Source organism: Novosphingobium kunmingense (assembly GCF_002813245.1).
Taxonomy (GTDB): domain Bacteria; phylum Pseudomonadota; class Alphaproteobacteria; order Sphingomonadales; family Sphingomonadaceae; genus Novosphingobium; species Novosphingobium kunmingense.
The window spans coordinates 236,862-257,351 of sequence record NZ_PHUF01000002.1 but is presented as its reverse complement, the minus strand read 5'-3'; the positions used below and the strand labels follow the sequence as shown (position 1 = coordinate 257,351).

The window sequence follows — 20,490 nt, the reverse complement described above, 5'->3', positions numbered from 1 at the left end:
GCGCATTCTCCGGTTAAAAGGGCTTAGAGCCCGACCGAAACGATCTCGCGACCGTTGTAGTGACCGCAGGCCTGGCACAGGTTGTGCGGGCGCTTGAGTTCACCACAGTTGGGGCATTCGTGGAACGCTTCGACCTTCAGCGCGTCATGGCTGCGGCGCATGCCCCGGCGGGAGGGCGAGGTTTTTCTTTTGGGGACAGCCATTGCGGCACCTGTTCCTGAATTGTCTTAAGTCGATTACCAAGACCGCGCTGGACCCGGGGGGACCGGCGGTTGCGAAGGCGCGCCTATAACGATTTTGGCGCGCGTTGCAAGCTCCGCCTGCCCCGGGTTGTCCGGCCTGTTGAGGGGGGAACCGAATCCATGCTGCTGCCTACCACGCTGTCGCTTGCCGCCGCCGCGGCTCTGATCAACTTCTGGCTTGCCCTGCGCTGCGGCCAGGTGCGCTCGAAGTCGGGGGTCAGCATCGGCACCGGCGGACACGACCTGCTCGAACGCCGGATGCGCGCGCAGCTCAACTTCGCCGAAAACACCCCCTGGGTGCTGTTCCTGATCGCCGGGATCGAACTGGCCGGCAAAGGCGGCCAGTGGCTGGCTGTGGTTGGCGCGGTCTTCATGCTTGGCCGGGTCGCCCACGGGCTCGGGATGGACGGCACGGCGCTGGCCAAGGGGCGGATGATCGGAACCATCATCACGATGCTGACCCTGATCGGCCTGTCGATCGCCGCCGTACTGATCGTGCTCGGGAAGATCTAGCTCAACGCATAGTCGCTGACGAAGGCGTTGACCTGCCGTTCGCGGCCGAAGGTGCTGGTCGGCCCGTGTCCGGGAATGAAGGTCACGTCGTCGCCCAGCGGCCACAGCTTCTGGGTGATCGAGGCGATCAGATCGGCGTGGTTGCCGCGCGGAAAGTCCGTGCGCCCGATCGAGCCCGAAAACAGCACGTCGCCGACGATCGCCAGATGGCCTTCGGGCGTGTAGAACACGACGTGCCCCGGGGTGTGCCCTGGGCAATGGATCACCTGCAGGTTCGAATCGCCGACGGTCACCGTATCGCCGTCCTTGAGCCAGCGGTCGGGTTCGAAGGTCTCGGCGTGCATGCCCCAGCGCTTGCCGTCATCGCCCAGCTGCGCGATCCAGAAGCGGTCGTCCTCGTGCGGCCCTTCGATCGGCACCCCCAGCTCCTTCGCCAGGATGCCGGCCTGCCCGCAATGGTCGAGATGGCCGTGGGTTAGCAGCAGCTTCTCGATCGTCACGCCGACCTTGGCCACCGCCGCCTTGAGCTTGTCGAGATCGCCGCCTGGATCGACCAGCGCGCCGCGCATCGTCCGGGTGCACCAGATCAGCGAGCAGTTCTGTTCGAGCGGAGTCACGGGCACGATACCGACGCGCAGCGGGGGTTCGGGTCTTTCTGTCATGGCCCGAATGTGGCGACAGGTGCGGAATTGGGCAAGGCTTGGCGTTGCTATCGCTCGTTCGCGCCCTTCCCGGCCAGGATATGGTCGCGATATTTGGCAATCCGGGCGAGGCGCGTCTTCACCGCCTTGGCTCCGCCGATGGTGATGGCATAGCTGCGCTGGCGGCCCGGGGTCAGCGCAGCAAAGGCCTCGGCCAGTGCCGCATCGCGATCGAGCGCATCGAGCAGTTTCTCGGGCATCTCGATCTCGGCTTCGGTCCTGGGCGGCTTGGTTCCCTTTTCCGCATGGCCCTTCGCTTCGGCCAGGTAGGCAAGGATGGTGTCTTTCAGCGCAGCAGGCTGGGCGTTGTCGGTAAAGCGGATCGAATCGAGGTGCTGGGTGTTCGGCCCCTGCTTTTCGAGAACGCCGTCAGGGTCCTTCAGCAGCGCCGCGTTGAAGAAGTTTAACCGGAAATCGCCGCGCAGCGCGCCGATCAACGCAACATTGCGGCCCGCATGGCGATAGCACGGGTGACCCCACCGCACCGCCTCCTCCAGTCCCGCGGCGCGACAAATGCGGCGCAGGTCCGCCAGGCCTTTGCGCCATTTGCGTGTCGAGCAATCGGGCGTGTCGAACCGCTCGCACCGCCCGCAGCCCCTGGTGAAGTAGTCCTCGATCTCGGTGATCATCGGCGCAGCCTAGCGCCGCCGTCCGCCTTGCCAATCCCCTCGTCGCTGGTAGCGTCCGGGGTGGCGGTCGCGCGCCAAGGGGGGCTGGATGAACGATACGACACCGCGGCAGAGGGGCAGCCGGTTCTTCTCCGTTACCGCCATCGTCATTGCCGTGCTGGTCGTGGCCAGCTTTCCGGTGACCTATTTCATCCCGCTCGCGACCGGCCGAAAGTCTTTCACCCTGTTGCGGCACCTTCATGGCCTCGCCTTCTTCGCCTGGATCGGGCTGCTCGTCGTGCAGACGCAGCTGGTCCGGCGCGGCCGCATCAAGGCCCATCGCGAACTGGGCGTTGCCGGGGTGGCGCTGGCCGGTGCCATGGTGCCGCTGGGCCTGTGGCAGGCGGTGACGGCGATCCTCGACCGCCAGGGCCAAGGCTTCAGGCAGCCGTTCGAGTTTGCGCTCTATAATCTGGTCGATATCGCGGTCTTCGCCGTTCTGTTCTTCTGGGCAATTTACGAAGCAACGCGGCGGATCGAATGGCACCGACGGCTGATGTTCGTCGCCGCCCTCAATCTGTTCGGACCGGCGTTTTCGCGAATCGTCTTCCTGACCGCTGTGCCGTCGCCCTGGCTCGACATGGGGCCCAACCTGGTTGCCGATGCGCTGCTGTTCGCGCTGGCCTGGCACGACCGCAAGGTGCTTGGCCGCGTCCATCCGGTGACGTTGTGGTCGATCCTGCTGTTGATACCGTTCCATACGGTGGAGCCGTTCATTGCCGGAAGCGCCTGGTGGAACGGCATTGCCCCGGCGATCTACGGCTTCGGTTAAAGCCGCCCGCTTTTCCACACCACCCGGCCGATCACCTGGACTTCGTCGGGGGTGAGCTCGATCGGGCGGTAGGCGGGATTGTCACTGACCAGCACGACCTTGCCGGGCTGCGCCGTGTCGAGCCGCTTGACCAGAAGAGCATCGCCCGCGCGGACCACGTGGATGCCATCGCGCACCGGGCGCGGGGTGCGATCGACCAGGATCTCGTCCCCGTCGCGCAGGGTGCCTTCCATCGAATCGCCTTCGACCCGGATGGCCGACAACTGCGCCGGATCTAGGCCCTGCTCGCGCAGCCAGCGGCTGGCGAAGCGGAAGGTGCCGATCGCCGCTTCCTCGCCTGCGAGGGCCCCCGGCCCGGCCGAGGCACCCAGAGCGAGGCGAGGGACATCGACCCAATCGCCGCGCCGCACGCTTCCTGCGGCTTGCACGGATTTTTCCTCTGGCGCGCCGAGTTCCGATTCGGCCACGCCGAAGAAACGCGCCAAGGTGCGGCGATCCGTCTCCTCCAGCTTGCGCGGGCTGCCCTTGCGGATAAACTGCTGCAAATACGTAGAGTTACGCCCGATGAGTTCAGACAGGCTGGACAAGCTCACCCCGCGCAGGGTGGCCAGTTCGAGCAGGCGGGCGCGTGAATCGGCGGTAACCATGAAATGCACATACGTGATGTATTTTTCCTAGACAAGTAGGATTTCACCGCGAACAAAGGGGAAACTTCCTGCGTTGATTCGCAAGCAGAAAAAGGGGCAAGTGCATGCTGATTACCCGGATCGAGCGCTTCCTGCGCGAAACCGGAATGCCGTGGACGAAGTTCGGGCGCCTTGCCGCGCACGATCCGCGTTTCGTCCAGGACCTGCGCAACGGTCGCAGCCCCCGCCCCGCGACCGAACAGCGTGTAGAACATTTCATGAACATTTATCGGGAGACCACCCATGCAGCTTGATCCCCACGCCAGCCAGGCCATGCTGTCCCTGGCCGCACAACCCATGCGGTCAAGGGCGTGGATGCCGCTGCTGTCGGAACTGCTTGCGCTGGGGAACGGCCAGGCCGAGCTGGTCAGTCATGCCGAGCGCCCTTGGGCCAGCGTCACGTTTTCCGGATCGCGTCATACCGTGCGCATGACCTTCACGGGTCGTGACGCCGTCAACACGGGCGAGCGCTTCATCGACGCCCTGCCCGAACACGAGTTCGCGATTCCGCGCCAGCTTGTCGCCGACGCCGCGATCCGGTCGGTGGTGCACACCGCCCTGCCAGAGCCGCGGCTGGAGGTGACGGTCGAGCTTCTGCTGCTCGACGAAGGCTAGTATCCCAGTGCCAGGTTCACTTGCGGCTCGAGCGGCTCGCCGGCCCCGTATCGCGCCAGGTTGGCCAGAAATCGCTCGGCCGAGCGCTGGATCATCTTGTCCTGCGCGCGGCCGGAAAGGTGCATGGTAACGTGCGCGTTGGGCAGGTCCCACAGCGGATGGTCCGCCGGCAGCGGTTCGGGGGTGGTCACATCGAGGAAGGCGGCGTGGATCCGCCCGGCGCGCAGGGTTTCGACCAAAGCGTCCTGATCGACCACGGTGCCGCGGGCGATGTTGATCAGCACGGCATCGCCCTTCATCGCCGCGAGCTCGGCCGCGCCGATCATCCCGTCGGTTTCGGGCGTGGCGGGGACGGCCAGGATCACCCAGTCGAACTCGCCCAGCCGCGCGCGCCATTCGCCCGGCCCAAGCGCATCGGGTGCCGGACTCCGGCGCACCTTGGTCACCGTGACCCCGAACGGCGCCAGCCGCTCGGCGATCAGGGATCCGATCGCGCCGGTACCGAGCAGCAACGCCTTGGACCCGCAAAGCTCTCTCTTGCCCGGCGAATCGAGCAGCCACTCGTGCCGGTCCTGCGCACGGACAACGTCGCGATAGCCCTTGGCCACGGTCAGCATCCCCATAACAACGTATTCGGCGATGGTGATCGCATTGATCCCGGCCCCGTTGGTGACGACGACTCCACGCTGCGCCATCAGATCGAGCGGCATGTGATCGAGCCCGGCATAAAGCGAATTGAACCATTTGAGCCGTTCGCCCCGCCGTGCCGCCTCGGCCATGGCCTCCTTGCTGTAGAGATCGAACCAGCCGATCTCTGCATCCGGGATCATGTCCATCAGCTCCTCGGTTGTCGCGAACCAGCGCGCCTCGACCCAGTCGGGCAGATGCGGTTCGACGAGTGGGCGGGTCATCGCGGACAGAACGGCGACAGTCATTGAAGGCTCCTGAAACGGTCGAGCATCGGCGGGTGGTGCAGGCAGTCGGCGAAGCTGAACGGCCGCGTGACCAGTGGTGCCACCAGCCTTGCATCGCGATGACGAGGGTTCAAGTAGATCACGTCGGCTTCGGGCAGCACGCGCGAGGGAATCGCCGCGGTCAGCGAGCGCGCCTGGCCCAGCCATTCGCCGATGTGCGCCACAACGTCCGCCTCGTCGGCGTGGTCGACGCGCTCGGGCTCGGCCGCAACCTCGGTCCAGCCGAGCACCAGGTCCTCAGGTGCGGCGGACAGGTCGGGCAGATTATAGCGCAGCGCCACCAGCACGGCGAGGCCGGGCTCGCTGGCGAGGCTGACCACAGCGCGGTCCGGCGGGGCATAGCGCGCGCCGCTCAGTTCGGCGCCCTTCCCGTCCAGTGCCACGAAGGGCAAGCGGGTCAGGCGCCAGAGCTTCATTCGGCGAGCTTCCAGTCATAGCCGAGCGGATCGCCGTCCATCACCTCGACACCCCTGGCGGACAGGTCGTTGCGCAGCGTGTCGGACCGCGCGAAGTCCTTGGCCGCGCGGGCTTCTTTCCTCGCGGCGAGAGCGGATTCGATTTCAGATTCGGTGATGGTGGCCGACTTCGGTTGCACGCGCAGGTCGGCGCGCTCGATGCGGCCAAGCCCCAGGCCGAGGATCGCGTCCATGTGGCTGGCGGCGGTGGCGATGCATTCTGGCGCCGTCCCCTTGGTCGCCAGCAGTTCGTCGAGCACGGTCAGCGCCTCGGCCGTGTTGAGGTCGGCCGAGATCGCCGCGTCGAACCGCTCCATCAGCGCCCGCGTGACGCGCTCGTATTCCCAGCTGTCGCCGGGCGTCTGGCGCGGATCGGCCAACCGGTCGGCGTGCTTGCGAAAGGCCATGTGCGTGCGCTTCAGCCGGGTCAGCGCCGCGCCGAGCCCCTCCCACGAAAACTCCAGTTCGCTGCGGTAATGCGCCTGAAGGCAAAGCATCCGGTAGGCGAGCGGGTGATAGCCCCGGTCGATCAGCAGCTGCAGCCGCAGGAACTCGCCCGACGACTTGCTCATCTTGCCGCTGCGTTCCACCAGGAAGTTGTTGTGCATCCACACGTTGGCGCCGGAATTGGCGGCGACGTCGAGGCCATTTGTGCAGCAATGCGCCTGATTTTGGGCGATCTCATTGGGGTGGTGGATCTCGCGGTGGTCGATCCCGCCGGTGTGGATATCGAATGGAAAGCCAAGGACCGCCCCGCTCATCACCGAACATTCGAGATGCCAACCCGGCGCGCCGCGCCCCCACGGGCTGTCCCATTCCATCTGCCGCGTCTCACCCGGCGGGGTCCTGCGCCAGATCGCGAAGTCGGCGGCGTTGCGCTTGCCCTCGACCGCCTCGATCCGGCCCTCTCCCTCGTCGGTCTGGGCGCGCGCCAGGCGACCGTAGTCGGCAACGGTGGAGACATCGAAGTAGAGCCCGCTGTCCAGTTCGTAGCAGTGCTTGGCGGCGATACCCTTCGCGAACCCGACCATCTGGTCGATAAAGTCCGTCGCCACGGTCCACTGCGCCGGCTGGCGGATGTTGAGCGCCTTGATGTCGGCCCAGTAAGCCTCGGTGTAGTGCCTGGCGATGTCCCAGATCGACTGGGCCTTGGCCGCCGCCATCTTCTCCATCTTGTCCTCGCCAGCGTCGGCGTCGTCGGTCAAGTGGCCGACGTCGGTGATGTTGATGACGTGGGTCAGCTTGTAGCCCTTGAAGCTCAGCGTGCGGCCCAGGACGTCGGCAAAGACGTAAGCCCGCATGTTGCCGATGTGCGGGTAATTGTAGACCGTCGGCCCGCAGGTATAGACTCGTGCTTCGCCCGGATGGACGGGGCTAAACGTTTCAAGCTGGCGGGTCAGGCTGTTGAACAGCTTGAGCGGGGTGTCGGTCATGGCCGGGGCCATAAGTGGTCGGGCAGGGTTTGACTAGAACCCTTCCCAGCGCACCGCCTCGTCCAGCGGAGCGCGCGGCACCAGGAAGGAGTTGACCGCAGCGTCCGGATCACGCCAGCCCACGCCGAGGCCGCAGAAGAAGATATGGTCGTCAGGAATATCCACCGCTCCGCGGATCTGTTCCTGATAGATTGCCCAGGCTTCCTGCGGGCACGAATCGAGCCCCTCTTCGCGCAGCAGCAGCATGACTGTCTGCAGCCACATGCCGATATCAGACCACTGCGGCGGCCCCATGTAGCGCGGGGTGTGGATCAGCATCAGCACCGGCGCCCCGAAGGCCCTGAAATTGTTGGCGAACCACATGAGCCGGCCCGCCTTGTTGTCGCGCGGGATTTCGAGCGCGGCATACATCGCCTCGCCCACGCCGCGGCGTCGGTCGGCATAGGCGCCGTCCAGTTCGGGTGGGTAGATGTTGTATTCCGGCTTGTGCCGTGCCGATCCTTCAGGAAGCACGGCGGCCACGTCGGCCAGCAGGCGCTCCAGCGGCGCTCCGGTCAGGACCGTGGCGTGCCACGGCTGGGTGTTGCCCCCGGACGGCGCGTTCTGGGCCTTGTCGAGCACGCGCCGCAGCACAGCCTGGTCCACCGGCTGGTCAAGAAAGGCGCGCACGGTGCGGCGGGTGGCGACAGCTTCGGAAACGGTCTTCGCTTGGCTCATGCGCGGGTTAATCGTTCGATTAAACCGGTCGGTCAAGCTCAATCGTCCTCGAACAATCCGACCAACTGCTCGATCATCGTGCCCGCGAGCTGTTCGACGTCCATGATCGTCACTGCGCGGCGATAATAGCGGGTGACGTCGTGGCCGATGCCGATCGCGACAAGCTGGACCGGCGACTGCTTCTCGATCCAGTCGATGACGCGGCGCAGGTGCAGTTCGAGGTAGCCGGCGTTGTTCACGCTCAGGGTCGAATCGTCGACCGGCGCACCATCCGAAATGACCATCAGGATGCGGCGATTCTCTGGCCGGGCGAGCATCCGGGCGTGGGCCCAGAGCAGCGCCTCGCCGTCGATGTTTTCCTTGAGGAGGCCTTCGCGCATCATCAGGCCGAGGCTCTTACGGGCATGGCGATAGGGCTCGTCCGCCTTCTTGTAGACGATGTGCCGCAAATCGTTGAGTCGTCCGGGCTGCGGCGGCTTGCCGCCGGCCAGCCAGGCCTCGCGGCTTTGCCCGCCCTTCCACGCCCGGGTGGTGAAGCCGAGGATCTCGGTCTTGACCCCGCAGCGTTCGAGCGTGCGGGCCATGACGTCGGCGCTGATTGCCGCGATCGAGATCGGCCGCCCGCGCATCGACCCCGAATTGTCGATCAGCAGGGTGACGACGGTGTCCTTGAACTCGACGTCGCGTTCGACCTTGTAGGACAGCGACTGGCCGGGGCTGATCACCACGCGGGCCAGCCGCGCGGCGTCGAGCAGGCCCTCCTCCTGGTCGAAATCCCACGACCGGTTCTGCTGCGCCATCAGCCGCCGCTGCAACCGGTTGGCGAGCTTGGTCACCACTCCCTGCAGGCCCTTCAGCTGCGCGTCGAGGTAGGCGCGCAGTCGGGTCAGCTCCTCTTCGTCGCACAGTTCGGACGCGGCCACGACCTCGTCGAAGGCCTGGGTGAAGGCCTTGTAATCGAAGTTGGCAGGGACTTCGGTCCAGGGACGGTTGGGCCGGACCGGCAACATGCCCTCCTCGCCCTCGTCGCCCTCTTCGGCCTCGGCGCTGTCGTCCTCGGCCTGGCGTTCGCTTTCGCTGTCGCCGTCGTCGTCACCCTCGGTCGGTTCGGCGGCGGCTTCGGCGGGGCTCTGATCGTCCGCCCCCTCGCTATCGTCGGGCTTTTCCTCGCCGTCGTCCTCGGCCTCGTCGTCCTCGCCCTCCTCGCTGTCGGGATCGAGCTGGTCGGCCCGCGTCAGTTCGAGGTGCTGCAGCATGTCGAGCGAGAGTTTCTGGAACGCTTCCTGATCGTCCAGCTTGCCGGCCAGGGCCTCGAAATCGGCGCCCGCCTTGTCCTCGATCCACTTGCGGACGAGGGCAACGCCGCCCTGCGCGGCCTCGGGTACGGCCTGCCCGGTCAGGCGTTCGCGCAGCATCAGCGCGAGGGCAGCGGGCAAGGGTACTTCGTCGGAGCAGCTGGCCCGGACGATCGGATCGCCGGCGGTGCGCACCAGTTGCGCCGCATCGAGGTTGCCGCGCATCCCGGCATAGGCGTTGGCGCCCAGCGCCTCGTACCGAACCAGTTCGACCGCGTCGAAGGCGGCGCGCGCGGTCGGCTCGGACGGGGCGTTGCGGCCGTGCAGCCCTTCGTCGTGGTGGCGCAGCTTGAGCGCGAAGCTGTCGGCAAAGCCTCGCGCCTCCATCGCCTGGTCGCGCGGCAGGTTGCGCCCTGGCATCGGCACGCGCAGGTTCTTGCCGTTCGACACCGGATTATCCGCGGTCCACGCGATCTCGACCTCGGGTTCGTGCGCCACCGCCCGGGCGGTGCCCGCCAGCACGGTCTTGAAGCGGTCGAGAGGCGATTCGTCGGACATCGGCGGCTAGGTCAGATCGTTTGCCCGGTCTTGGCCCAATCGGCCAGGAAGCCTTCGATGCCCTTGTCGGTCAGGACGTGCTTGACCAGTCCGCGGATCACGGCGGGCGGCGCGGTCATCACGTCGGCGCCGATCTTGGCGGCTTGGAGCACGTGGATCCCGTGACGGACCGAGGCTACGAGGATCTCGGTGCCGAAATCGTAGTTGTCGAAGATCAGGCGGATGTCGCTGATCAGTTCCATCCCGTCGAAGCCGTTGTCGTCGTGGCGGCCGACGAAGGGCGAGACGAAGGTCGCCCCGGCCTTGGCCGCCAGCAGCGCCTGGTTGGCCGAGAAGCACAGCGTGACGTTGACCATCGTGCCGTCGCTGGTCAGCGCCTTGCAGGTCTTGAGCCCGTCGATCGTCAACGGCACCTTGATGCAGACGTTGTCGGCGATCTTGCGCAGCTTTTCGGCCTCTTTCATCATCCCATCGTGGTCCAGCGCGACCACTTCGGCGCTGACCGGGCCATCGACGATCCCGCAGATTTCCTTGGTCACCTCGATGAAATCGCGGCCCGACTTCATGATCAGGCTGGGATTGGTGGTAACGCCGTCAAGCAGGCCGGTGGCGGCCAGTTCCTTGATGTCGGCGATTTCGGCGGTGTCGGCGAAGAATTTCACGGCAAGGCGCTCCTGATAGCGAGTCTGGGTCGCTATAGACAGCAAACGGGCGCGGGACAAAGCCCCGCGCCCGTCGTTTTTTGCCCCTGCCGCGGATCAGAGAATCTTGAGCGCGGCGATCAGCAAAGCATCGTTGGTGCTTTGCGGGTTGGAACGGATGGCGCTCTCCTCGACCCCGATCTGGGACCAGATCGAATTGTCGGCGCGGCTGGCGACCGCCTGCGCGACCGAGCCGATGTCGATCCCCGACAGGGCGGTGATCGCGCGATTGAGCGTCTGGTCGCCGCTGAGGCGCACCGCGTCCGAAAGGCCTGGAACCATCGCGTTGATCAGCGCCGTTCCCATTTGCCCTCGCAGCCAGCTTGTCGCCGCGGTCGGACCGCCGCGGAGCAGGCCGACGGCATCGGGAATCGAGATGTTGCGGACCGTATCCAGCACCAGCGGCGCAGCGCGTTCGGCGCCTTTTTCGGCAACGATGTTGAGCTGGCGCTGCAACTGATTGCGGAACAGGGTCGAGGTCAGCAGGCTTTGCAGCGTGCTCCCACCGCGGAACAGTTCGGGAAGGTCGAAGCGGGCGACCTCGCTGTCCCAGAACCCGCCCGGCGCGGTCAGCCGGGAAAAGGCGTTCTGCGCCGAAAGGGTCAAGAGCCGCTTGATCGCCTCGGTCATGGAAAATCCGCCGAACGTGGTGCAGCCGCTCAGCGCCGCAACGCCGGTAGCCCCCGCGCCGACCAGAAAGCCGCGCCGACCGATCGATGTCCGTGTTGTCGTCTGCATGATCCTCACCATTCCCTTTTCACCGAAAGATACCCGCCTGCGGGGGTGACGCCGCCACGCCACCTCCGGCATAGAGGCGCGAGCCATGACCCGCGTCAGACTCCTTGTCTTCAATCCCGTGCTCAACGTCCTTGACTATCGGCTGCCCGATGGTGTCGCGGCCGAAGCCGGCTCGGTCGTGATCGCGCCGCTCGGTCCGCGCCAGGTGCTCGGAATTGTCTGGGAACCGGAACGCCTTGCCGGAGCCGAGGTTCCCGAAGCCAGGCTGCGGCCGATCCTCGAGGTCCTGCCGGTGCCGCCCTTTCCTGCGGCCCTGCGCCGGCTGATCGAATGGACGGCCGACTATTACTGCGCGCCGATGAACGCGGTGGCACGCATGGCGCTGGGATCGATGGCGGCGCTGCGCGGCGGCGGAACGGCAACCGAATACCGGCTGACCGGCCTTGAGCCCAAACGCCTGACCCCGCAGCGCGCCGCCGCCCTCGATGCGCTCCACGGCGAACAGGCGAGCATTCGCGAACTGGCAGACCTTGCCAGCGTATCGGAGGGCGTGCTGCGCGGCATGGTCGCGGCGGGACTGCTCGAACCGGTGACGGTCGACCTCGACCGGCCCTATGCGCGCGCCAACCCGCTCCACGCTGCTCCCGACCTCTCCCCCGACCAGCAGGCCGCGGCCGACCGTTTCGTCGCTGCCGTCGCGGACCAGGCGTTCGCACCCTTCTTGCTCGACGGGGTGACCGGGTCGGGCAAGACCGAGTGCTATTTCGAGGCCGTCGCCGAAGCGATCCGGCTGGGTCGGCAGGTGCTGGTCCTGCTGCCCGAAATCGCGCTGACCCAGAACTTCCTGCGCCGCTTCGAAGCGCGTTTCGGCGTCCCGCCTGTGCTATGGCATTCGAGCCTCAAGCAAAGCGAGCGCCGCCGTGCCTGGCGGGCCATCGTCCACGGTGACGCCCAGGTGGTGGTCGGGGCGCGATCGGCGCTGTTCATGCCCTTTGCCAGGCTCGGCCTGATCGTGGTCGACGAGGCGCACGAGGTGTCGTTCAAACAGGATGACGGGGTGCGTTACAACGCCCGCGACGTCGCCGTGATCCGCGCCAAGTTCGAGCGCATTCCGGTGATCCTCGCCAGCGCCACCCCCGCGCTCGAATCGCTGCAACTGGCCGAAGCGGGCGTCTATGAGAAGGTCGACCTGCCTGCGCGCTTCGGCGGGGCGGAACTTCCCGCGATCGAAGTGGTGGACCTGCGGGTCGAGGCGCCCGAGCGCGGGCACTGGCTGGCCCCGCGGCTGGTTGCCGAACTGAAGGATCGACTGGCCCGGGGCGAACAGTCGTTGCTGTTCCTCAACCGCCGCGGCTATGCCCCGCTCACGCTGTGCCGACACTGCGGCTATCGCTTCCAGTGCCCCAATTGCAGCGCCTGGCTGGTCGAGCACCGCCTGTCGCGGCGGCTCGCTTGCCACCATTGCGGGCACGAGGTGCCGGTGCCGGCCGAATGTCCCGAATGTCACACCCCCGATTGTCTTGTTGCCTGCGGCCCCGGCGTGGAGCGGATCGCCGACGAAGTGGCCGAGGTGCTGCCCGGCGCGCGGATCGCGGTGGTCACCTCCGATACTCTCAACAGCCCGGACAAGATCGGCGCTTTCGTCGCGGCGGCCGAAGGCAAGGCAATCGACGTGATCGTCGGCACGCAACTGGTCACCAAGGGCTATCACTTTCCCGAACTGACGCTGGTCGGCGTAGTCGACGCCGACCTTGGCCTCGAAGGCGGAGACCTGCGCGCGGGCGAACGCACCTACCAGCAGATCGCCCAGGTCGCGGGCCGCGCCGGCCGCGGCGAAAAGCCCGGCGAGGTGCTGATCCAGACCCGCCACCCCGAAGCCGCGGTGATCGCCGCGTTGGCCGCCGGCGACCGCGACGCCTTTTACGAAGCCGAGGCCGAGGCCCGGCGCGAAGCAGGCGCTCCGCCCTTCGGCCGCTGGGCTGCGATCATCGTGTCGAGCGAGGACGAGGCCGAGGCACGCGAGGCGGCGCGCGCCATCGGCGGCGCACGCCCCGATCTGCCCGACGTCATGGTGCTTGGCCCTGCGCCGGCGCCGATGGCCCTGCTGCGCGGCCGATACCGCTACCGTCTGCTGATCAACGCGCGGCGCAGCGCGCAGGTCCAGGACGTCATCCGCGATTGGCTGGGCGCGCTGACCTTCCCCCCCGGCGTGCGCGTCGCGATCGACATCGATCCCTATAGCTTCGTCTGAAACGCCAAGGCGCGTTGCTAAAGATAGCCTGGTCTTCGACAGTTGCGGTTCGGGTGTTCGACCTCGCCCGGCTGGGGCAATACGACGCTGCGATCCGCCTGGTAGAGGTGCTGGCCAACGACCCGCATCGCGGCGAATCGGGCAAGGCCATGCTGATGCAGATCAAGACCATGCGCGATGCAGCGGGCGCAAGTGCAGTTGACACGGGCAAACCGGCGGGCGATGCCACCCGCTGAGCCGGCCCGTCGTCGGCCGCTGGGAGACACGCCATGCTGACTGTTCATCACCTGCGCATTTCGCAATCCGAACGGATCGTCTGGCTGTGTGAGGAACTGGGCCTCGACTACGACCTCAGGCTGTACAACCGGCGCGAGGACAATCGCATGGCGCCCGACGATTACAAGGCGCTGCATCCGATGGGGATCGCCCCGGTGATCGAGGACGAAGACCTTGTCCTGGGCGAAAGCGGCGCGATCTGCGAATATATTGCTCGCAAGTATGGCGGCAACCGTCTGTCGCCTGGGCCGGATGACGCGGACTTTGCCGGCCACCTGTTCTGGTTCCACTTCTCCAACGCCACCTTCATGACCAACGGCATGATGGCCCTGGCCGCGCAGTCCGCCGGTGCGACCGAGCTGCCGGCCTTCGTCGCGGATCGCGGCGCCAAGGGCTGGCAACTGGCCGAAGCACGCTTGGCCGAAAGTCCGTTCTTTGGCGGACGCAACCTGACGCTGGCCGACATCATGATGGGCTTCAACCTGACCACGTCGCGCGCGTTCGGCGGCGCGTCGCTGGCCACCTTCCCCAATATCGCGGCCTATCTCCAGCGCATTGGCGAGCGTCCGGCCTATCAGACCGCCATGGCCAAGGCCGAGCCCGGCATGGCGCCGATGCTTGCCTGATCCCTACCGCGCGTAGGGAGCCACTTCCCCGCCGAAAACCGCGCCCGCCTGGTCCTTGAGCCAGGCCATCGCTGCCGCCCAGGGGCCATGGCCATAGCTGATCCGCGCCACGCCCAGCGCCGCGAGTTCGTCTCGCGTACCGCGCCCCGGGCCCCACAAGACGTTGACCGGCAAAGGCGAGCCTGCGCAGATCTTCGTAATCGCGCCGTGATCGCCGAGGAACGGCACGAACAGCCCGCCTGCTCCCGCATCGGCATAGGCACGGGCCCGTTCGAGCACGGCGTCGACCAGGTGCGGACCGTAATCATCGGGCTTCACCCCGCGATAGACGTCGCACCGCGCGTTGACGAATATTCCGGTATCGGCTGCCGCCCTGAGCCGGGCCGCCTGCTCTGCCACGGGCACCAACGCGCTCTGTCCGGGGAGGTGGTCCTCGATGTTGATGCCCGCTGCGCCTGCCTTGAGGGCCCGCGCAACCGATAGGCCGACCGCCACTGCGGTGTCCCCATAACCCGACTCCATGTCAAAGGTGACCGGCAGGTCGGTGACCCGCAGGATGCCGGCGACGACGTCGAGCGCGCGGTCGAGCGGGAATTCCTCCCCGTCCTTGAAGCCCTGCGCCTCGGCCACGCCGTAGCTGCCGGTGGCGATCGCCTTGGCTCCCGCCTCGGCCACGGCCCGGGCGCTGCCGGCGTCCCAGATGTTGAACAGGATCAGCGGATCGCCCGGCACGTGAAGCGCGCGAAACTTGTCGACCTTGGTGTTCATTTGGCTTCCTTTTCCAGCAGCTTTCGCTTGATATCGAGGCCGTATGCATAGCCGCCGAGGCCGCCGCCGCTGTTGATGACGCGGTGGCAGGGGATCAGCACGGCGACGTTGTTGGCGCCGTTGGCGCTCCCCGCAGCGCGCACCGCCCTGGGCCGACCGACCGCAGCGGCAAGCTGGGCATAGCTGCGCGTTTCGCCGGGCGGAATGCGCTGCAATTCACGCCACACCGCTTCCTGGAACGCGGTCCCTTTCACGTCGAGAGGGATGTGTGAGAAGTCGCCCGGAGCTTCGACCGCGGCGATGACATCGGCCAGCAGCCCTTCGAGCGATGCGCCGCCTTCGACCAGTTCTGCCTTGGGAAAGCGCTGCTCGAGCGCTTCGCGGCCCTCGCCAAACGACAGCCGGCACACCCCCCGGTCGGTCGCGGCGACCAGCATCCGCCCCAGCGAGGTATCGACCACGGCCCAGTGGATCGTCGCGCCCTTGCCGCCGCCTGCCCAGACCGATGGCGTCATTCCCAGTCTCCCACGTGTTCCTTCGTAAAATCGCGACGGCGCCGAATAGCCTGCCGCATAGATCGCACCGGTCACCTGCCCCTCGTCAGTCAGGGCATCGGCGGCGCGCTCGGCCATCAGTGCCCGGGCATAGGCCGCCGGCGACAGCCCGGTATGGCGGGTGAACATCCGCTGGAAGTGCGTCGGGGAATAGCCCGCCTCGTCCGCAAGCGCGGTCAGGGCCAGCGGCTGGCCTGCCGCCTTGATCGCGGCGATGGCGGACAACACCGCCCGCTCGTCGCGGCTGACATCGTCGGGAAGGCAGCGCCGGCACGGCCGCAAGCCGGCCTCGCGCGCCTCGGCGCCCGCGGCGTAGAAGCGGACGTTCTCCCGCCTTGGATGCCGCGCGGCGCAGGATGGGCGGCAATAGATCCCGGTGGTCAGCACGCCGGTCACGAAGCGGCCGTCAAAGGCGCGGTCGCGGGCCATAACTGCAGTCCAGCACTCGTCGAGGTCGAGGGTCACAGCCGGTCTCCGTGGCGATCGATCCGCGCGGCAAAGCAGCCGTGCGCGGCGTTGTGGGCATGGATATAGGCAATCGCCGGGTTGTCGAGAAGGTCGCGGATCCGCGCGTCGGCCTCGCCCGGCAAGGCAAGGCGTGCGTCCTGCAGGGTTCCGTCCGCAGCAAACCCGCGCAGTCCGAGCGGCCGACCCTCGAACACCGGCGGAACCGCGTCGATCGTCTCGGCCGCAACTGCGCCGCGACGGACATAGATGGCATAGGCGCTGCGGTAAGGCGTCGCGACATCGTGGCTGACATGGTGCAGCAGGATGAGCTCCTCGCCCTCGTCTGCGTCCTGGAGCGAGACGCGGCAGGGATAGCCGCGCGAGGCGGCTGCCGTCACGCGGCGGGCGTTGCGCGCCGCCAGCTTGTCATCTGACATGGCGAACAGCGGTGCGAATTGCGCCGGATCGAGGCCGGCAATGCGATAGGTCATGGGATGGCTCCTGTCGGTGTGCCACCCTGTTAGGACATGGCCAGTGCCGGGCGCGTCCCGCAACTTGCGTTCAAAGTCGGGCCTAACCTCCCAGGGCGCGGAACAGCATCAGCGTGCGCTCCTTGGCGAGGTCCGCGCTTTCGGGATGCCAGTCCTTGCGCCGGTCCGAATTGAAGCCGTGACCCGCCTCGTAGATGAAATGCTGCGCCGTCGGTTGCTGCTTCGCGATCAGGGCTTCGACCGGTTCGATCGGCACCATCGAATCGTAGCGCCCGAAGTGGGTGATCGTCGCGCACCGGGGCGCCTCGTCGGCAAAGCGCGTGGCGATGTATCCGCCGTAATAGCAGCTCGCCGCGTCGAGATCGTCGGAGAGCTGCGCCATCCGCCAGGACACCGATCCGCCAAAGCAATAGCCGACGATGAAAACCGGCCCACCACGCGCCTTCATCCAGGCGATGCAGCGGGCCGTATCGTCGAGCCCCTGGTCCCAGTCGTGTTCTTTTCGCGCGATCTGGACCGCCCGTTCCCAATCTGCTCCGCTATAGCCGAGGTCGCAGCCAGGTTGCTGCCGATCGAACAGTTGCGGGGCGATAACCTCGTAGCCGTCATCGGCGTATTCGTCGCACAGGTCGCGGATATGCTCGGTCACGCCGAAGATTTCATGGACCAGGATCAATCCGCCCCGGCGCTCGCCCTCCTGCGCTGCATGGTAACAGGGCATGGCGTGGCCATCGCCCATTGTCAGCGTGATCCAGTCGCCCACTGTCCACTCCCTCATATTGCACTTGAGTCCGTTTGCACGCCCTCGTTCTTGCATCGCTGCAAGATCGTCGCTATGCGCGCCCCCGTCCAAGGGGCATTTGGCACGACAAGTGCTGGTTCTGCCCTGCCAACGCACCCGATGCAAGGAACCTGAGCGCGTGGAGAATTCCGGCGGCATTACGGCCAGTCTGCAAGGGCGATACGCCTCTGCCCTTTACGATCTGGCGAGTGAGCAGGCCTCTGTCACCGTGGTCGAATCCGACCTCGAGAAACTGGATCAGGCGATTCTCGGCTCCGCCGATCTCGCCGCGCTGATTCGCAATCCGCAGATCGGCCGCGACGCTGGCGGCAAGGCTATCGACGGTGTCGCCGACGTGCTCGGCCTGTCAGCGCTGACCAAGAACTTCCTCGGCGTGCTTGCCGCCAACCGTCGGCTGGGCACCCTGCCCCAGGTGGTCAGCGCGTTCCACACGATCGCCGCCGCCGCCCGCGGCGAAGCGAGCGCCGAAGTCACCAGCGCCCACCCGCTGTCCGCCTCGCAGATCGCCAGCCTCGCCGAAAAGTTGAAGGCGCGTCAGGGCAAGGACGTCAAGATTACCGCAAAGGTCGATCCCGAACTGCTCGGCGGCCTCGTCGTGCGGATCGGCTCGACCCAGATCGATTCCTCGATCCGCACCCGTTTGAACACCCTCGCGAACGCGATGAAAGGCTGAACATGGATATCCGCGCCGCTGAAATCTCGAAGGTCATCAAGGACCAGATCGCCAGCTTCGGCACCGCCGCCCAGGTTTCTGAGGTCGGTTCGGTGCTCTCCGTCGGTGACGGCATCGCCCGCATTCATGGTCTGGACCAGGTCCAGGCCGGCGAAATGGTCGAATTCGCCAACGGCGTTCAGGGCATGGCGCTGAACCTCGAAGCCGACAATGTCGGCGTCGTGATCTTCGGCTCGGACGCCGAGATCAAGGAAGGTGACGTCGTCAAGCGCACCGGCACCATCGTCGACGTCCCCGTCGGCAAGGGCCTGCTCGGCCGCGTGGTCGACGCGCTCGGCAACCCGATCGACGGCAAGGGCCCGATCGTTTCGGACAGCCGCCAGCGCGTCGAAGTCAAGGCGCCGGGCATCATTCCGCGCCAGTCGGTCAACGAACCGGTGCAAACCGGCCTCAAGGCGATCGACGCCCTCGTTCCCGTCGGCCGCGGCCAGCGCGAACTGATCATCGGTGACCGCCAGACCGGCAAGACCGCCGTCGCGATCGACACCTTCATCAACCAGAAGGAAGTCAACGCCGGCACGGACGAATCGAAGAAGCTGTACTGCATCTACGTCGCCGTCGGTCAGAAGCGCTCGACCGTGGCGCAGATCGTCCGCCAGCTCGAAGAAAACGGCGCGATGGAATATTCGATCGTGGTCGCCGCGACCGCATCGGAGCCCGCCCCGCTGCAGTACCTGGCACCCTACACCGGCGCGACGATGGGCGAATTCTTCCGCGATAACGGCATGCACGCCGTGATCGTGTACGACGACCTTTCCAAGCAGGCCGTAGCCTATCGCCAGATGTCGCTGCTGCTGCGCCGCCCGCCGGGCCGCGAAGCCTATCCGGGCGACGTGTTCTATCTCCACAGCCGCCTGCTCGAACGCGCGGCCAAGATGAACGACAGCCAGGGCGGCGGATCGCTGACCGCGCTCCCGATCATCGAAACCCAGGCGGGCGACGTGTCGGCCTACATTCCGACCAACGTCATTTCGATCACCGACGGCCAGATCTTCCTTGAAACCGGCCTGTTCTACCAGGGCATCCGTCCGGCCATCAACGTCGGCCTTTCGGTCAGCCGCGTAGGCGGCGCCGCCCAGACCAAGGCGATGAAGAAGGTCGCCGGCTCGATCAAGCTGGAGCTGGCGCAGTACCGCGAAATGGCGGCCTTCGCCCAGTTCGGTTCGGACCTCGACGCCTCGACCCAGAAGCTGCTCAACCGCGGTTCGCGCCTGACCGAACTGCTCAAGCAGGCCCAGTTCAGCCCGCTGTCGTTCGAGGAGCAGACCGTGTCGATCTTCGCCGGCACCAACGGCTACCTCGACTCGATCCCGGTCAACAAGGTCACGCAATACGAAGCCGAAATGCTCAGCTTCATGCGCGACAGCCATGCCGACACGCTCAAGCTGATCCGCGACACCCGCGATTTCGGCGACGATGCGAAGAAGCAGACCGTTGCCGCGCTCGACGCTTTCGCGAAGCAGTTCGCCTGATCCGACTGAAAGGGTAAGGCTTCATGGCCTCGCTTAAGGAACTCAAAGGGCGGATCAACTCGGTCAAGTCGACCCAGAAGATCACCAAGGCCAAGCAGATGGTCGCCGCCGCCAAACTGCGCAAGGCGCAGGCCGCGGCGGAAGCCGCGCGTCCCTATGCCGCGCGGCTGGCCACGGTCATGGGCTCGATCGCCAGCAAGATCACGGTCAGCGAAAACAGCCCCAGGCTGCTCGCCGGTACTGGCAAGGATCAGGTTCACCTGCTGGTCGTCGCCAATTCGGACAAGGGTCTTGCCGGCGCGTTCAACTCGAACATCGTCAAGGCTGCCCTCGGCACTGCCCGCCGCCTCAAGGCCGAAGGCAAGACCGTGCTGTTCTACCTCGTCGGCCGCAAGGGCCGCGCGGTGATCCGGCGCGAGTTTCCGAACGACATTCTTGCCATGTTCGACACCACCGACGTGCGCGAACCGGGCTACGGTGAAGCGGAAAAGATCGCCGCCGAACTGGTCGCGCTCTACGAAGCGGGCAAGTTCGACGTTGCCCACCTGTTCTATTCGAAGTTCCGCTCTGCGCTGGTGCAGGAACCGACCGAACAGCAGATCATCCCCGTCCCCGCCCCCAAGGCGGCCGAAGGCGGGGCGGCTGGCGCCGCAGTGGAATACGAGCCGGACGAGGAGGAAATCCTCGCCGCGCTGCTGCCGCGCTACCTCAAGACCCAGCTTTTCGGCGCCCTGCTTGAAAACATGGCGTCGGAACAGGGTGCGTCGATGACCGCGATGGACAATGCCACGCGCAACGCCGGCGACCTGATCGGCAAGCTGACGATCCAGTACAACCGCAGCCGCCAGGCCGCGATCACCACCGAACTGATCGAAATCATCGCCGGCGCGGAAGCTCTCTAGCAGCCATGCCGGCCTCTGGCGCCACGGCGCCGGATGATCGAACGACACGCGGGCGCCTTTGGCAATCTTGCCATTGGCGCCCGCTGCGTCCTACTAACGG

At 66.4% G+C, this 20,490-nt stretch carries 25 protein-coding genes; 10 read left to right on the top strand and 15 right to left on the bottom strand.

Features of this window, described 5'->3' with window-relative positions:
• Positions 1 to 23: 23 nt before the first annotated feature.
• Positions 24 to 203 (bottom strand): 50S ribosomal protein L32, encoded by a 180-nt coding sequence (gene rpmF, locus B0I00_RS01270; RefSeq protein ID WP_100865555.1) that lies wholly within the window; start codon positions 201 to 203, stop codon positions 24 to 26.
• Between the two features lie 159 nt (positions 204 to 362).
• Here rpmF and B0I00_RS01265 point away from each other — a divergent pair, with 159 nt between their 5' ends.
• Entirely contained in the window at positions 363 to 755 is a 393-nt protein-coding gene (locus tag B0I00_RS01265) for an MAPEG family protein (protein WP_100865554.1), read from the top strand.
• On the opposite strand, the gene B0I00_RS01260 is transcribed toward B0I00_RS01265, so the two are convergent.
• Together B0I00_RS01260 and B0I00_RS01255 are read right to left on the bottom strand one after the other, a co-directional pair.
• Positions 752 to 1,417 (bottom strand): MBL fold metallo-hydrolase, encoded by a 666-nt coding sequence (locus B0I00_RS01260; RefSeq protein WP_100865553.1) that lies wholly within the window; start codon positions 1,415 to 1,417, stop codon positions 752 to 754. The genes B0I00_RS01265 and B0I00_RS01260 overlap by 4 nt on opposite strands.
• Positions 1,418 to 1,464: 47 nt before the next feature.
• Positions 1,465 to 2,085, bottom strand: coding sequence for a YdeI/OmpD-associated family protein (locus tag B0I00_RS01255; protein WP_100865552.1), 621 nt, complete (start codon positions 2,083 to 2,085; stop codon positions 1,465 to 1,467).
• 88 nt (positions 2,086 to 2,173) lie between these two features.
• On the opposite strand from B0I00_RS01255, the gene B0I00_RS01250 reads away from it, so the two are divergent.
• Positions 2,174 to 2,896, top strand: a complete 723-nt coding sequence (locus B0I00_RS01250; protein WP_157812445.1) for a hypothetical protein — start codon at positions 2,174 to 2,176, stop codon at positions 2,894 to 2,896.
• Here the strand turns inward: B0I00_RS01250 and B0I00_RS01245 are convergent.
• Positions 2,893 to 3,543, bottom strand: a complete 651-nt coding sequence (locus B0I00_RS01245) for a S24 family peptidase (protein ID WP_100865550.1) — start codon at positions 3,541 to 3,543, stop codon at positions 2,893 to 2,895. The genes B0I00_RS01250 and B0I00_RS01245 overlap by 4 nt on opposite strands.
• A 104-nt stretch (positions 3,544 to 3,647) precedes the next feature.
• Here B0I00_RS01245 and B0I00_RS01240 point away from each other — a divergent pair, with 104 nt between their 5' ends.
• The gene (locus tag B0I00_RS01240; protein ID WP_100865549.1) at positions 3,648 to 3,836 is read left to right on the top strand and encodes a hypothetical protein; all 189 of its coding nucleotides are present in this window, start codon (positions 3,648 to 3,650) and stop codon (positions 3,834 to 3,836) included.
• Complete coding sequence (locus B0I00_RS01235) at positions 3,826 to 4,197, top strand: hypothetical protein (RefSeq protein ID WP_232730065.1); 372 nt, start codon at positions 3,826 to 3,828, stop codon at positions 4,195 to 4,197. Before B0I00_RS01240 ends, B0I00_RS01235 begins: the two co-directional genes overlap by 11 nt.
• Here B0I00_RS01235 and B0I00_RS01230 read toward each other — a convergent pair.
• The 7 genes from B0I00_RS01230 to B0I00_RS01200 all read right to left on the bottom strand — a co-directional run bounded on the left by B0I00_RS01230 (position 4,194) and on the right by B0I00_RS01200 (position 11,068).
• Entirely contained in the window at positions 4,194 to 5,132 is a 939-nt protein-coding gene (locus B0I00_RS01230) for a D-2-hydroxyacid dehydrogenase (RefSeq protein ID WP_100865548.1), read from the bottom strand. The genes B0I00_RS01235 and B0I00_RS01230 overlap by 4 nt on opposite strands.
• Positions 5,129 to 5,587 (bottom strand): RES family NAD+ phosphorylase, encoded by a 459-nt coding sequence (locus B0I00_RS01225; protein WP_100865547.1) that lies wholly within the window; start codon positions 5,585 to 5,587, stop codon positions 5,129 to 5,131. The genes B0I00_RS01230 and B0I00_RS01225 overlap by 4 nt, the downstream gene beginning before the upstream one ends.
• On the bottom strand, positions 5,584 to 7,059 hold the full coding sequence (cysS, locus tag B0I00_RS01220; RefSeq protein WP_100865546.1) for a cysteine--tRNA ligase: 1,476 nt from the start codon (positions 7,057 to 7,059) through the stop codon (positions 5,584 to 5,586). Before cysS ends, B0I00_RS01225 begins: the two co-directional genes overlap by 4 nt.
• Positions 7,060 to 7,092: 33 nt before the next feature.
• Entirely contained in the window at positions 7,093 to 7,776 is a 684-nt protein-coding gene (locus B0I00_RS01215) for a nitroreductase (protein WP_100865545.1), read from the bottom strand.
• A 38-nt stretch (positions 7,777 to 7,814) separates the two neighbouring features.
• On the bottom strand, positions 7,815 to 9,629 hold the full coding sequence (gene cobT, locus B0I00_RS01210) for a cobaltochelatase subunit CobT (protein ID WP_100865544.1): 1,815 nt from the start codon (positions 9,627 to 9,629) through the stop codon (positions 7,815 to 7,817).
• 11 nt (positions 9,630 to 9,640) lie between these two features.
• Entirely contained in the window at positions 9,641 to 10,291 is a 651-nt protein-coding gene (gene fsa, locus B0I00_RS01205; RefSeq protein ID WP_100865543.1) for a fructose-6-phosphate aldolase, read from the bottom strand.
• A gap of 96 nt (positions 10,292 to 10,387) precedes the next feature.
• Complete coding sequence (locus B0I00_RS01200) at positions 10,388 to 11,068, bottom strand: DUF4197 domain-containing protein (protein WP_232730064.1); 681 nt, start codon at positions 11,066 to 11,068, stop codon at positions 10,388 to 10,390.
• An 85-nt stretch (positions 11,069 to 11,153) separates the two neighbouring features.
• Between B0I00_RS01200 and B0I00_RS01195 the strand changes: the two genes are divergently transcribed.
• The 3 genes from B0I00_RS01195 to B0I00_RS01185 are packed head-to-tail and all read left to right on the top strand — an operon-like array spanning position 11,154 to position 14,221.
• Positions 11,154 to 13,319, top strand: coding sequence for a primosomal protein N' (locus B0I00_RS01195; protein WP_100865542.1), 2,166 nt, complete (start codon positions 11,154 to 11,156; stop codon positions 13,317 to 13,319).
• A 53-nt stretch (positions 13,320 to 13,372) separates the two neighbouring features.
• The gene (locus B0I00_RS01190) at positions 13,373 to 13,555 is read left to right on the top strand and encodes a hypothetical protein (protein WP_100865541.1); all 183 of its coding nucleotides are present in this window, start codon (positions 13,373 to 13,375) and stop codon (positions 13,553 to 13,555) included.
• A 33-nt stretch (positions 13,556 to 13,588) separates the two neighbouring features.
• On the top strand, positions 13,589 to 14,221 hold the full coding sequence (locus B0I00_RS01185; RefSeq protein ID WP_100865540.1) for a glutathione S-transferase family protein: 633 nt from the start codon (positions 13,589 to 13,591) through the stop codon (positions 14,219 to 14,221).
• A gap of 3 nt (positions 14,222 to 14,224) precedes the next feature.
• Here B0I00_RS01185 and B0I00_RS01180 read toward each other — a convergent pair whose 3' ends face one another.
• From B0I00_RS01180 to B0I00_RS01165, 4 genes are all read right to left on the bottom strand, one after another.
• Positions 14,225 to 14,989, bottom strand: a complete 765-nt coding sequence (locus tag B0I00_RS01180) for an isocitrate lyase/PEP mutase family protein (protein ID WP_100865539.1) — start codon at positions 14,987 to 14,989, stop codon at positions 14,225 to 14,227.
• On the bottom strand, positions 14,986 to 16,008 hold the full coding sequence (locus tag B0I00_RS01175; protein ID WP_269800234.1) for a bifunctional transcriptional activator/DNA repair enzyme AdaA: 1,023 nt from the start codon (positions 16,006 to 16,008) through the stop codon (positions 14,986 to 14,988). Before B0I00_RS01175 ends, B0I00_RS01180 begins: the two co-directional genes overlap by 4 nt.
• Positions 16,005 to 16,481: a DUF1203 domain-containing protein gene (locus B0I00_RS01170; protein ID WP_100865538.1), complete on the bottom strand. Its 477-nt coding sequence runs from the start codon at positions 16,479 to 16,481 to the stop codon at positions 16,005 to 16,007. Before B0I00_RS01170 ends, B0I00_RS01175 begins: the two co-directional genes overlap by 4 nt.
• A gap of 82 nt (positions 16,482 to 16,563) precedes the next feature.
• Positions 16,564 to 17,244, bottom strand: coding sequence for a dienelactone hydrolase family protein (locus B0I00_RS01165; protein WP_232730063.1), 681 nt, complete (start codon positions 17,242 to 17,244; stop codon positions 16,564 to 16,566).
• 157 nt (positions 17,245 to 17,401) lie between these two features.
• Here B0I00_RS01165 and B0I00_RS01160 point away from each other — a divergent pair, with 157 nt between their 5' ends.
• Genes B0I00_RS01160 through B0I00_RS01150 form a run of 3 tightly spaced genes read left to right on the top strand, consistent with a single transcriptional unit; the run spans position 17,402 to position 20,390 of the window.
• Positions 17,402 to 17,956: a F0F1 ATP synthase subunit delta gene (locus B0I00_RS01160; protein WP_100865536.1), complete on the top strand. Its 555-nt coding sequence runs from the start codon at positions 17,402 to 17,404 to the stop codon at positions 17,954 to 17,956.
• 2 nt (positions 17,957 to 17,958) lie between these two features.
• Positions 17,959 to 19,488, top strand: coding sequence for a F0F1 ATP synthase subunit alpha (gene atpA / locus B0I00_RS01155; RefSeq protein WP_100865535.1), 1,530 nt, complete (start codon positions 17,959 to 17,961; stop codon positions 19,486 to 19,488).
• Between the two features lie 23 nt (positions 19,489 to 19,511).
• Positions 19,512 to 20,390, top strand: coding sequence for a F0F1 ATP synthase subunit gamma (locus tag B0I00_RS01150; protein ID WP_100865534.1), 879 nt, complete (start codon positions 19,512 to 19,514; stop codon positions 20,388 to 20,390).
• Positions 20,391 to 20,490: the final 100 nt, after the last annotated feature.

Coding starts and splice junctions, on each gene's coding strand:
- B0I00_RS01265 (WP_100865554.1), top strand. CDS start 363: ATGCTGCTGCCTACCACGCTGTCGCTTGCCGCCGCCGCGGCTCTGATC.
- B0I00_RS01255 (WP_100865552.1), bottom strand. CDS start 2,085: ATGATCACCGAGATCGAGGACTACTTCACCAGGGGCTGCGGGCGGTGC.
- B0I00_RS01215 (WP_100865545.1), bottom strand. CDS start 7,776: ATGAGCCAAGCGAAGACCGTTTCCGAAGCTGTCGCCACCCGCCGCACC.
- B0I00_RS01245 (WP_100865550.1), bottom strand. CDS start 3,543: ATGGTTACCGCCGATTCACGCGCCCGCCTGCTCGAACTGGCCACCCTG.
- cysS (WP_100865546.1), bottom strand. CDS start 7,059: ATGACCGACACCCCGCTCAAGCTGTTCAACAGCCTGACCCGCCAGCTT.
- B0I00_RS01235 (WP_232730065.1), top strand. CDS start 3,826: ATGCAGCTTGATCCCCACGCCAGCCAGGCCATGCTGTCCCTGGCCGCA.
- B0I00_RS01230 (WP_100865548.1), bottom strand. CDS start 5,132: ATGACTGTCGCCGTTCTGTCCGCGATGACCCGCCCACTCGTCGAACCG.
- B0I00_RS01195 (WP_100865542.1), top strand. CDS start 11,154: ATGACCCGCGTCAGACTCCTTGTCTTCAATCCCGTGCTCAACGTCCTT.
- B0I00_RS01260 (WP_100865553.1), bottom strand. CDS start 1,417: ATGACAGAAAGACCCGAACCCCCGCTGCGCGTCGGTATCGTGCCCGTG.
- B0I00_RS01180 (WP_100865539.1), bottom strand. CDS start 14,989: ATGAACACCAAGGTCGACAAGTTTCGCGCGCTTCACGTGCCGGGCGAT.
- B0I00_RS01250 (WP_157812445.1), top strand. CDS start 2,174: ATGAACGATACGACACCGCGGCAGAGGGGCAGCCGGTTCTTCTCCGTT.
- rpmF (WP_100865555.1), bottom strand. CDS start 203: ATGGCTGTCCCCAAAAGAAAAACCTCGCCCTCCCGCCGGGGCATGCGC.
- B0I00_RS01185 (WP_100865540.1), top strand. CDS start 13,589: ATGCTGACTGTTCATCACCTGCGCATTTCGCAATCCGAACGGATCGTC.
- B0I00_RS01200 (WP_232730064.1), bottom strand. CDS start 11,068: ATGCAGACGACAACACGGACATCGATCGGTCGGCGCGGCTTTCTGGTC.
- B0I00_RS01225 (WP_100865547.1), bottom strand. CDS start 5,587: ATGAAGCTCTGGCGCCTGACCCGCTTGCCCTTCGTGGCACTGGACGGG.
- atpA (WP_100865535.1), top strand. CDS start 17,959: ATGGATATCCGCGCCGCTGAAATCTCGAAGGTCATCAAGGACCAGATC.
- B0I00_RS01240 (WP_100865549.1), top strand. CDS start 3,648: ATGCTGATTACCCGGATCGAGCGCTTCCTGCGCGAAACCGGAATGCCG.
- cobT (WP_100865544.1), bottom strand. CDS start 9,629: ATGTCCGACGAATCGCCTCTCGACCGCTTCAAGACCGTGCTGGCGGGC.
- B0I00_RS01170 (WP_100865538.1), bottom strand. CDS start 16,481: ATGACCTATCGCATTGCCGGCCTCGATCCGGCGCAATTCGCACCGCTG.
- B0I00_RS01150 (WP_100865534.1), top strand. CDS start 19,512: ATGGCCTCGCTTAAGGAACTCAAAGGGCGGATCAACTCGGTCAAGTCG.